The organism is Pseudomonas sp. NFACC46-3, from assembly GCF_900114515.1.
Classification (GTDB): Bacteria; Pseudomonadota; Gammaproteobacteria; order Pseudomonadales; family Pseudomonadaceae; genus Aquipseudomonas; species Aquipseudomonas fluorescens_Q.
In genome coordinates this window covers 387,337-395,767 of sequence record NZ_FOTH01000002.1, presented here as the reverse complement: position 1 = coordinate 395,767, position 8,431 = coordinate 387,337, and the positions used below count along the sequence as shown (strand labels likewise).

At 63.1% G+C, this 8,431-nt stretch carries 8 protein-coding genes; 1 reads left to right on the top strand and 7 read right to left on the bottom strand.

All coding sequences use genetic code 11. From position 1 onward, the window contains the following. On the top strand, positions 1-255 hold a 255-nt coding region (locus BM300_RS31305), incomplete at its 5' end, for a group II intron maturase-specific domain-containing protein (protein WP_305883299.1). A gap of 148 nt (positions 256-403) precedes the next feature. Here BM300_RS31305 and BM300_RS05475 read toward each other — a convergent pair. From BM300_RS05475 to BM300_RS05445, 7 genes are all read right to left on the bottom strand, one after another. After that, positions 404-1,342 carry an alpha/beta hydrolase gene (locus BM300_RS05475; RefSeq protein ID WP_170862017.1) on the bottom strand — a complete coding sequence of 313 codons (939 nt, stop codon included), beginning with the start codon at positions 1,340-1,342 and terminating at the stop codon, positions 404-406. A 125-nt stretch (positions 1,343-1,467) separates the two neighbouring features. Then, entirely contained in the window at positions 1,468-2,262 is a 795-nt protein-coding gene (locus BM300_RS05470; protein WP_063320350.1) for a ChbG/HpnK family deacetylase, read from the bottom strand. Next, positions 2,234-3,409 (bottom strand): GNAT family N-acetyltransferase, encoded by a 1,176-nt coding sequence (locus tag BM300_RS05465; protein WP_092462260.1) that lies wholly within the window; start codon positions 3,407-3,409, stop codon positions 2,234-2,236. Before BM300_RS05465 ends, BM300_RS05470 begins: the two co-directional genes overlap by 29 nt. Before the next feature lie 5 nt (positions 3,410-3,414). Beyond that, complete coding sequence (locus BM300_RS05460; protein WP_092462258.1) at positions 3,415-4,104, bottom strand: GNAT family N-acetyltransferase; 690 nt, start codon at positions 4,102-4,104, stop codon at positions 3,415-3,417. Further along, positions 4,101-5,996 carry a hypothetical protein gene (locus BM300_RS05455; protein WP_170862019.1) on the bottom strand — a complete coding sequence of 632 codons (1,896 nt, stop codon included), beginning with the start codon at positions 5,994-5,996 and terminating at the stop codon, positions 4,101-4,103. Before BM300_RS05455 ends, BM300_RS05460 begins: the two co-directional genes overlap by 4 nt. Before the next feature lie 122 nt (positions 5,997-6,118). Next, positions 6,119-7,423 (bottom strand): lipopolysaccharide biosynthesis protein, encoded by a 1,305-nt coding sequence (locus BM300_RS05450; RefSeq protein ID WP_092144323.1) that lies wholly within the window; start codon positions 7,421-7,423, stop codon positions 6,119-6,121. Further along, a complete protein-coding gene (locus BM300_RS05445; protein WP_063320354.1) occupies positions 7,420-8,424 on the bottom strand; it encodes a polysaccharide deacetylase family protein in 1,005 nt (334 codons plus the stop codon). Before BM300_RS05445 ends, BM300_RS05450 begins: the two co-directional genes overlap by 4 nt. Between the last annotated feature and the right edge of the window lie 7 nt (positions 8,425-8,431).

Genomic DNA, 8,431 nt, shown 5'->3' with positions numbered 1-8,431 from the left:
GAGGAGTTGGACGGATGGGTGCGACGTAAGCTTCGGTGTGCCATCTGGCGCCAATGGAAGCAGCCCTCGACGAGGGCGCGCAACTTAATGCGCTTGGGGCTTGGCGAAGCTCGTGCCTGCAAGTCAACGTCGAATGGCCGCGGCCCATGGTGGAACTCGGGGGCGTCGCATATGAATCAGGCGCTGCCGAAGAAACTGTGGAACCAACTCGGACTGGTCTCGATACTGGACACGATCAACGGCTTATCTGCATAACCTGAACCGCCGTATACGGAACCGTACGTACGGTGGTGTGAGAGGACGGCGGATGCAAATCCGCCTCCTACTCGATCGTGCGCTTGCACCGCTATCGCGAGCAAGCTCGGCTCCCACTGGGGATTGTGGTGATCTGAAGGGCGAGTGATCAACCCGCTTTGGCCGGGCTGGCCAAGGCGTTTCCGGCCACGGGCGATGGTGGGCTTTTCATCAGGGCATTCAATGCCTGCCCGTAGTTTTTGCCCGCCAGGCTCATGCTGTTGTTATGCGTCGCCCCCGGCACCAGCAGCAGGCGCTTGGGCTCCCGGGCGGCGTTGAACAGTTGCTCGCTGAAGCGCGGCGGGACGTAACGATCGGCAGAACCATGGACCACCAGCAGCGGCATGTTGATCTCGCCGATTTTGTCGATGGAGTCGAATTTCTGCGACAACAACCAGCGCACCGGCAGGGACGTATTTGCCATTGCGGTGGCGACATCGCCCAAGGAGGTGAACGTGGATTCGATGATCAGGCCTCGGACCTGGGCAGCGCCATTCTTCGCGGCCTCCTGGCCCAACTGCGCAGCGAGGTCCACCGCGACGGCACCGCCCAGAGAATGACCGTAGATCAGCCGCAGGGCCGGGTCCGGTTGCAGTACCTTGAGGCGTTCCCAAGCGATGCGTGCATCCTCATAGACGCTGGCTTCCGACGGCAGATCCCCATGGCTTTTGCCAAAGCCACGATAATCGATAGCCAGCACCGAATAACCCAGGGCCCTCAGTTGCTGGATACGAAACAACTGGCCGGTCAAATTCCAACGCACACCGTGCAAGTACAGGATCGCCGGTGCGTTCTTGCGTTCGGCCGGCCACCACCAGCCGTGGATATTTTCCCCGGCCTTGAAACTCTTGGGCTTGAGATCGAATTCCTGCACGCCACTGGGAAGCCCACTGAACCAGCTCGCTGTCCCCGGCTCGATGCGAAAGACCAGCTCGCGTTCCTTATGTTGCAGCACTGCACAGCCCACCGGCAGCCCGACCACCATTGCGCTCATGACAAGGAAGGCCAGCCAGCGCCGCCGAAGGCGAGAGAATAAAGGTAAAGGCATCGACGCAATTCGCAGCTCGAAACAGAAGATGCCTTGTAGCAGATTTTCCGCAAGCGGCGCCGGGATTTCGGACGACCGTGGCGAGGTAGCAAACGCCCTCGCCACAGGTAAACACCGCGTTCCTGTCAGTGCACATCCCCGTACTCAACCACCGTCAACACCCGTGCGTTCCGGCCGTATGCGACCTTGGGCACGCCCGCCAGGCGCTTGTGCAGTACTTGGGTCAACGACTCGCCTGGCCTCAAGCTGGCATCGCCAAAATCCCCGTCCAATTGCATCGGATGCACGATGACCTCAAGCGAGCCATATGCCGGTGGCGCGGCGTGGTCCAGGTCGGCTGGGGTGCAGACGTAGTCCGCTGTCGCGCCGCACAGGCTGCGCATGCGCCGGTTGAGCAGGGTCTTGAAGATGCGTTTGGGCAGGTTCAAGTTTGCCCCCAGGTTGCGCGCCAGGCGTATGGGCACGCCTTGCCTGGCGGCGAAGCGGGCCACCAGTTCGCCGATGGGCCAGATGTTGTGCACATGTTGATGGGAATCGAGATGGCTGGGTCGCAGGCCGTGGTCCAGGCAGTGTTGCCATTGCGCTTGCAGTTCATCTTCCACTGCCGCCAGATCCTTTGAGCCCAGGCGCAGGCAATAACGCGACAGATTCAGGTCGAACTGGCCACTGGCGTCGCAAAAAACCGCTCGTGAGGTGATCGCCTGGCCCAGCGGCGGGCCGTAGCTGAGGTTGAAATGCAGGCCAACGTGGCCGTTGAGCAACGGTTGCCGGGCCATTTCACACGCCTGATCGAAACCCGGCATGTTGGCCATGGCCGTGGTAGAACTGATCACTCCGGTCTCGAAGGCCCGCAGGATCAGCGCGTTTTCGCTGAGGCTGAGGCCGAAGTCGTCAGCGTTGACGATCACTTGGCGCGGCATCCGTCTTCTCCTGGTTCTTTGGAGGGGACGATGCCGTCGTCGCGGTCGGTTTGCTCCGGCGTTTGCCGAACCATGGCTTCAAGCTTTTCCATAGCCGCAAGGCAAACCCCAGCAGCAAGCCACCGGGCTGCCAGGAGTAAAAACTCCAGCGCCAGTGTTCCAGTTGGCCAGTCATGCGTTCGTGTAGCTGATGGCTGGAGTTCTCCAGGCTGACGCGCGAGGCATCGATCCAGTGCCAGTTCTCGTCCAGCCCCCAGCGAATCCACTCTTCGAGCAATACCCGGCCGCTGCCTAGGTCGGCATGCTGCGGCAGGAACGCCAGGTTGTAGTCATACAGCCGTCCCTGATCCAGTAAACCGAGGCGATAGCTGATGCATTCGCCGTTCAGCTCCAGCATCACCACCCGCACCAGGCCTTGGGCGGCGAGGGCGGTGAAGGCGTGGTTCATCCATTGCCGGCGCCTGGGGTCGGCGAAGATGCCGACGCCTTCCTCGCCTTTCCAACTGGCCGCCTCGACCTCGGCTAGGTTGCGCAACAACTGCCCCATGCTGATGGCATCCGGTTTCACCCGGCGGATCTCGGCGCCACAGGCGGCGATTCGCTTGCGTGCGCGGCGCAATTTGTAGCGTGGGTCGCCAGAGATTTCCTGATGGTCGCTGTCGCTGATCAAATGCACCGGCACCCGGCAACTCAGGCGTCGTTCTCCGGTGGAACTCAGTGTCATCCAGGCACTGAGGACGCTTTGCTCACCGACCGGCTCGACCACCTCGTTCAATTGCAGCAGCGCGTGGGGCAAGTGCTGACGGATCTGCATCAGCGCCTGTCCCATGCCTTCGGCGTCCAGGCGCATCATCAAGGCGATGCGGTCGGCCAATGGATAACCCAAGTGATGCAACACCCGGAACCGCAGCCCGCCGATACGCTCACGCCCCGATACCAGGGGCAGGCACAGGCACAGCGCCTGGTCTTCCCAGCCCAGCAACACCTGTAACTGCTGCTCCGGCAGCAGGGCGAACTCCGCCGCTTGCAACCAGGCCAGGGTGTTGAAGGGCGTAGCGTCGGGCACCTGGGTTCGCAGCTGGTCATAGGCCGTTATGGGAAAGTCCTCGGCGCCCAGGGAGCGACACCATTGGAACCGGATCGCCATGGGCGTCAGGCCGCTGCAGTCGATGCAACCGGCTGGGCCGGTTTACGGAAGGCGTCCAGTGCCGAGCCGTTGTAAAACGTGTCGCGGAAGAACCTCCAGCGGCCGAACAGGCGATACATATGGGTGATCTTGCCGCGTTCCTGGAAGCCCATGCGTATATGCATCTTGATCGCTGGGATGTTCTCTATGTCACAGACATCGACCATGGTGTCGCAGCCTTTGTCCGCCATGACTTTCCACATCTCCAGCTGCATGTCCGCCGACATCCCGGAGCCCCAGTAGGCGCGGGTCATCTCGCCGCCGAACTGAAAGTATTCGCCGGGGTTGATCGGGAAGTTGCAGCGATAGAAATGACGGTCGAAATAGTCTCGCGTGCTGCCCCAGGCGAACCCCACGGTGTCGCCTTGACCGTCCAGGTACATCAAGCCTGTGTAGCCTTCGGCGGCCAGCTCGTGCATGGTTTTGACGCGGTCGCCGAAATACCGGGCAAAAGCGTCGGCATTGTTGACTGTGATGAACTCCAGGCGCATCGGCGGGTAGGCCTTGAGATTATGCGGGGGCAGTGGGGTCCGCACATCGTGCTCCAGCCATACCAGTTGCGAGTGGAGAAACACGTAGCGTCTGAACAGCTGTTTGAGGACGGCGCGCAGGCCTTTTTTCTGGATGCGATCACGCAATTTCTGCAGAACGTTCATGGTGCCTCCTGACGGGTGGCGGGGTGGGGGGAAACGGAAGCGGTCCAGCTCAGGGCAAACAGGGTTTCTCCTGGCAGGAGAAAGTGGATTTGCCCGGCCTCGCAATTGAACGGGGCGCTGCGGCTATGGTTGTCGGGGCCGAAATACGCCAACTCGGCTTTCGCCTGGGGGCAGGGCACGCCGTCCAGGCTGACCTGTTGCAGGCGCGTGCTTTTGTTTACGCCCAGCAGGCTGCGTCTTGCGTCGGTGGCCATGGCCAGTACGTCGACTTCGAAGGCGTCGTTATCCAGGCGCAACACCTGTTCGAGCCAATGCGCTTGGATGAATTGCTGGGCCAGGCCCACCGGCTTGAGTTCCAAGCGCTGGTTGTCCAGCACTCGCACCATGCCTTTTGGGTACTCCGGTTCGTCGGCGGACTGGAACCAGTTGAGCATGTCCAGCCAACCGTCCGCCGAGGCGTTGATCACCACGGACGTCCACCACAGGGCGGCGTAGTGGGTTTCCTGGTCGTAGGGGCTCAGGCTCGAGCCGCTGGACATGTTGGTCTGGTCCAGCAGCAAGGCCTTGTTCGGCCGGCCCTTGCTGTCCAGGCCCACCAGATCCGCGGCGCGGCGCACGCTGTTGCGATAGACCCGGGTCGCCAGCAGGTCGCGGATCATCCATTCATGCCAGGCCAAGGCGTCGATCTGGTCACTGGATTCGGCCAGCAAGCGTCGCGCCCAGTCGATCCCGCGCCGGTCAGCGGCGTTTTCCGCCAGGGGACCATTGGTGAACCGGGAGCTGGCCGGTATGGCAATGCGCACCCCGGCGCGGGCGTTGGCGGGGACGGCGCGAACCTGACTGGCCATGCTCTCGAACACCTGCTTGAAACTGGCGAAATCCGGGTAGTTGAGGTTCGGCTCATCGGCGAAACTGAGGTAGTGGATACCTTTGCCGCCCATGGCGCGGGTCGACTTGAGCCAGGCCTGCAAGCCGCTGTTGCTGACGCGGTCGGCCTGCAGGTCGGCCTTGCGTGCGCTACCGGCCAGCAGGGTGATGTCCCGGGTGATGCCGAAGCGGTCCTGGTACAGGCGCCGGAACCCATCTTCATGGTCCGGCTTGGCAGCGGTAACGTCGACAAAACTGTAATAAGTGGCGGCCTGGGGCTTGAGGGCATCGATTACCGGATAAGCGGAGGGCGGGGGCATGGCGTAGGGCAGGGACATACCCAGTTTCGGAGTTGTTCCCAGGACATCGCCATAGAGTTTCAGGTGCGCTTGCCCCGGGTCCTGGCGCAGCGGGTGCAGATGCTCGGCGGTCTGGGCGAACAGGTTCGCCGTGCCGTCCAGCCAGAACGCCGCCTTGCCGTTGCCCTGCAACTGCAAGCGCCAGGTTTGCTCGACGTTGGCAACGGGCAGGGCGACCTGGTCGAACTGCCAATAGGCCGGGTATGGCTTGAGGTTCAATTGCAGCTGTTTGCCATCGGCGACGCGACGGGCTTGCAGGCTGCGCATACCGCCGTGGAACTTGCCCGCGAGCATGGCTTGCTCACCGGGGGCGACCTTGAAGTACAACTCATCGCCGTCATGGGTTTCAGCGCTGAAATGCACCTTGGCCGGAGCGAACATCGCTTGGGTATGGGCGTCGTGCTCGACGGTGTAGCGACGGAAACTGTAGCCGGGAATTTCCAGTCGATAGCTGGCGGCCCCCGGCAGCAAGGGCCACTGCTGCTCGCCACGTTCCTGGGCGGCCTTGATCAAGCGCGTACCCACCAGTCGCCCCTGGCCGTTGAGCAGGTACAGGTGCTCACTATTGGCGTTGGCCTGCCAGGCTGGTACCCAGCGCACAGTCACGTAATCCGGGCGGTCGGTCTGCAGGTACAGGCTGCCGTCGCGGATGCCGGTCCATTGCATCACCGCGCCCTGGGCCAAAAAGGCCAGGCTCCAAAGGCACAGGCCTGCAGCCACTTTCCACCAATGCTGCACTGGCCCGATCGCGAGCTTATTCGCAATGGCGGTTTGGCAGGCAACCACACTCATGTCGATTTCCCCAACAGCATCTGGCGCATCGGCAGCAAGTCGCTGGGCAGGATGATCAGTGTCTGCCACAGCGCCACGCCGCTGAGGCGGCAGTACATGGCCAGCAGCGCCACGGTCACGCCCAGGTAGGCGATTGAAGACGCGGCGGCGGCCCCGACGATGCCGTAGCGGGGAATCAGGATCAGGTTCAGCGCCAGGTTCAGCAGCGCGCCCACGCCCATCAGCAGCGAAACCGTGCCGGGGCGGTCCTTGCCCAGCAGGTCCAGGCGCAGGATGCTCGCGTAGCACAGCCCGAACAGCCCCGGCAGCAGCGCCAGCAAGGCGGGATAAGCCGGCTGGTAGGCGGCGCCGAACAGGGTGACGATCAGCCATTGGCCGATCAGCGCCATGCTCAGGCAGGCGCCGAGCATCACCGTGGCGGTCAGGCGCAAGGCCAGGGGCGTCAGGCGCTGCATGTCGCGGTCCTGCTGCAACAGGCGTTTCATCAGCGGCGTGGTGACGGCTTCTGGCACGATCAGCAGCAATTCGGCGGCGGCGCTGGCCATGGCGTAGTGACCCAGGGCCGTGCTGCCCAGCAGGGCACCGATGAACAGGAAGTCCGAGCGCAGCAGCACTTGCTGGAACAGCAGGTCCGGATGGCTGCGGGCGCCGTAGCGCAGCAGTTCGTTCTGATGGGTGCGATCCCAGCGCAGGGTCACCACATGATCGCGACGCAACCACATCCAGCCGGCCAGTACCACCAGACTCAGGCCCGCCAGCCAACTGATCAGCGCCGCTTCCAGGGCCGCATCTTTCCACATCCAGAACAACACCAGGAACAGCACCAGTGGCGCCAGGGATTCCATCAGGCGCAAGGCATTGAAGGCACCCACGCCGCCGGAGGCGTTGTGCAGCGTCAGCAGACCGCTCTTGAGCACGGTCAACGGCACGGCCAGCAACAGCAGCCAGGCGAGCAATCCCAATTGCGTGGTGATGTCCAGCTCGCCGCCGAACTCGCGTACCAACGCCACCACCAGCAAGGTCAGCAAGCCGGCCAACAGGCAGCCGAAGACCAGCACCTGGCTGAGCAACAACCCCATCGAGCGCTGCTGCGCCGCCTGATAACCCACGGCGCCATTCAGCCCACCGCTGGTGGCGGCGCTGATCAGGTCCGGCAGGGTGCTGAGCAAGGCAAACAGCCCGCGTTCGCTGGGCCCGAGAATCCGCGCCAGCAGCACATTGCGCACCAGGCGCAGGCCGATCATCGCCAGGCGCGTGCCCATGCTCAGTGCCAAGTGCTTGAGGTAATGAGCGCGGCTCATGGGCGTGTCCCGCGGCGAATGCGCCAGGCCAGCAATTCAGGGTGATGGGCATTGCTCTGACTGACGCCGAAGCGCGGCAGGTTCAGCGGGTCACCGTCGTTGCGATACAGCCCCGCCTCGGTGCCGAGGGCGAAGGCAAACCCATGGGCCGCCACCTGTTGGCGCACCCGGGCATCGTGATCGCCGTTGGGGTAGCAATACACCGGCAACGGATGGGCACAGCCGTTTTCCAGGGCGATCCAGCTGCGCGTCAGTTCTTCGTGCAGGCGCTGGTCATCCAGCCCGGTCAGGATCGCGTGGCTGGCGCCATGGGGACCGAAGCGGATCAGCCCGGAATCTTCGAGCATGCGCACCTGGGGCCAGTCCAGGGCCTGGGGCTGGGAACCCTGGGGGCAGGCGTCGGTGAGGTCGCTCAGCGTGTGGGTATCGAGACTCTTGAGGCTTTGCAGGTAATGCAGCAGCGCCAGGCTGCGGCGCTCGTCGTCGATGTCATCGAGCAGCACCGGCAACGGTCGACCGACGTGCTGCAAGTGCTCGATCAATGAGCGCCGTGCCACCTGGCCATGGCTGCCCCAGAGGGTTTCGCCGATGCTTTCCCACCAGAAGTGCTGGCGACTGCCGATGAAATCGGTGGAGAGGAAAATACTCGCCGGCACCTGGTATTGGCGCAGCAACGGAAAGGCATTCATGGCGTTGTCGCGCCAACCGTCGTCGAAGGTCAGGGCCACTCGCGGACGGTTCGGAACGGTTTCGGGATCGGCCAGCAACAAGGTCATCAGCGGCACGCACTCGAAATGCCGTAGCAGCCAGATCAGCAAATGTTCAAACGCTTCGGGCCCCACGCACAGTTCGTTGCGGTGGGGCAGTTCGGCGGCGCGGTCGTTGTTCAGTACACGATGGAGCATCAGGATCACGCCGGCGCCACGCAGGGGGTGGCGGCCCAGGGACGTGTTCAGGTACAGCCAGCCGCCGGTGCGCTTGAAGACTTGTTTGATTGACATGGGCCGT